Source organism: Streptomyces sp. NPDC096132, from assembly GCF_044763345.1.
GTDB lineage: Bacteria > Actinomycetota > Actinomycetes > Streptomycetales > Streptomycetaceae > Streptomyces.
Window position 1 is genome coordinate 1 of the sequence record NZ_JBIWGA010000089.1, and the last position, 2,285, is coordinate 2,285.

The 2,285-nt window shown below is 68.4% G+C and carries 2 protein-coding genes; both read left to right on the top strand.

The window, feature by feature from the left end; genetic code table 11:
• On the top strand, positions 1–1,761 hold a 1,761-nt coding region (locus ACIRF9_RS52590), incomplete at its 5' end, for a phosphopantetheine-binding protein (protein ID WP_403837791.1).
• A gap of 12 nt (positions 1,762–1,773) precedes the next feature.
• On the top strand, positions 1,774–2,285 hold a 512-nt coding region (locus ACIRF9_RS52595; protein ID WP_403837793.1), incomplete at its 3' end, for a condensation domain-containing protein.

The following is a 2,285-nucleotide window of genomic DNA, read 5'->3' on the forward strand; positions in this document are numbered from 1 at the left end:
GGTGAGATCGAGGCGGTGCTCAACGCGCATCGGGATGTGGCGCGTTCGGTGGTTGTGGTGCGTGAGGACCAGCCCGGCGACAAACGCATCATCGCCTACGTCACACCGCGCACGGACGGCGACGAGCCCCACCTCAGTTCCGACATGCGGCGCGTCGAGGAGTGGAAGAGCTTCAACGAGCAGCATTACCGCGGCAGTGGCGATGCGGACTTCGGTGAAGACTTCGCCGGGTGGGTGAGCAGCTACGACGGTTCGGAAATCCCCCTCCCCGAGATGCGGCAGTGGCGCGACGCCACCGTGGACCGCATCCTCCGGCTCCGCCCCCGCCGGGTGCTGGAGATCGGTGTGGGCAGCGGTCTGATCCTCGCCAAAACGGCGGCGCGTTGCGAGACCTACTGGGGTAGCGACCTCTCGTCCGAGGTCGTCGCCGACCTGCGCGCTCAGTTGGCTGGGCAGCCCCACCTGGCTGAGCGCGTCACCCTGCTCAGCCGACCCGCCGACGACTTCACAGGGATCCCCGAGGACTTCTTCGACGCGATCATCCTCAACTCCGTCATCCAGTACTTCCCCAGCGGGGAGTATCTGGAGCGCGTATTGAGCCAGGCGATGGACCGGCTGGCCCCCGGTGGCGCACTCTTCGTCGGCGACGTCCGCAACCTGCGTCTGCTGCACTCCTTCCACGCCGCCGTCTCCCTGCGCCGAACGGGCGTGGGCGCCGGCAGCGAGGAACACGCCTCGGCCATGAAGCGGTCGCTGGACATGGAGCGCGAACTCCTTGTCGACCCCGACTTCTTCGGGGACTTCGCGCAGCGGTTCGACCACCAGGTCACCTGGGACGTGGAACTCAAGAGCGGGTCGGCACGCAACGAACTGACCGTCCACCGCTACGACGTAGTCCTCCGCAAGGGTCCCATCGACAGCGGGGCGGAACCGGCCGCGCCCAGGGTGTATGCGTGGGGTACGGACGTAACCGAACCGGCCGACACGGTCGCGTTCCTGAAGCATGAAGCACCCGCGATCATCCAGGTCACCGGAGTCCCCAACGCCAGGCTCGGCGCCGATCTGGCCGCCCTGCGCGCCCTCGGCCACTCCTCGGCGGCGCCCATGGAAGGGAGCTGCACAGCCGTCGCTCCCGAGGACTTCGTCCAAGACGCGGAACGCCTGGGACTCCAAGCGTCGGTGACCTGGTCTGCGGTGTCGCCGTTCGCCTTCGACGTGCTCCTGGCCACGGCCGACGTCGACGACTTCCGCGGCAGCGGGTCGCATCGGCCCGGCCGACCGCGCCAGGCCCGGCCGCTGTTCAACACGCCCACCTCGATGCAGCGTGACGGCATCCGAAAGGACGACGTCCTGCGGCACTGCGGTACGTCGCTGCCGGAGTACATGGTGCCTTCGGCGTTCGTGGTGCTGGAGTCCTTCCCCCTCACGCCGAATGGGAAGCTGGACCGCAGAGCTCTGCCCGCCCCCGATGCCAACGGCGGCTCGTCCGGACGCGCACCGAGGACCCCGCGCGAGGAGATTCTCTGTTCGCTGTTCGCCGAGGTGTTGGGCGTGGAGCGGGTTGGAATCGACGACAGCTTCTTCGACCTGGGCGGTCACTCGCTGCTGGCCACCCGTTTGGTGAGCAGCATCCGCACCGTCCTCGGCGCGGAACTCCCCGTGAGCGCCGTCTTCGACGCCCCACGAGTGGCGGATCTCGCCGCCCGCATCGACAACGCCGAGAAGGCCCGCCCGGCGCTGCGGCGCATGCCCCGTAACTGAGGAGAAAGCCCCATGTTTCCCCTTTCCTTCGCGCAGCGCCGCCTGTGGCTCCTGGACCGGTTGGAGGGCACCAACTCTGCCTACAACCTTCCGGTTGCGTTCCGTCTGTCGGGTGCGCTGGACGTGGCGGCGCTGCGTGCGGCGCTGGCCGATGTGGTGGTCCGGCACGAGGCGCTGCGCACGGTGTTCCCGGAGGCGGACGGGGAGCCGTACCAGCGGATCCTGTCCCACGAGGCCGCTGTCCTGGAACTGGACGTCCGCCTCGTCACGGGTCAGGATCTCCCCGCAATCATCGAGCAGGAGGCCGGTCGGACCTTCGATCTCGGCGCAGACCTGCCCTTCAGAGCCGCGCTGTTGACCCTCGGCTCCGAGGACCACGTGCTGCTCCTGACCATTCACCACATCGCCTTCGACGGGTGGTCCGCGGCCCCGTTGGCGCGGGATCTGTCGGTGGCGTATGCCGCTCGGTGTGCGGGTGAGGTTCCTGGCTGGTCGGTGTTGCCGGTGCAGTACGCGGACTACTC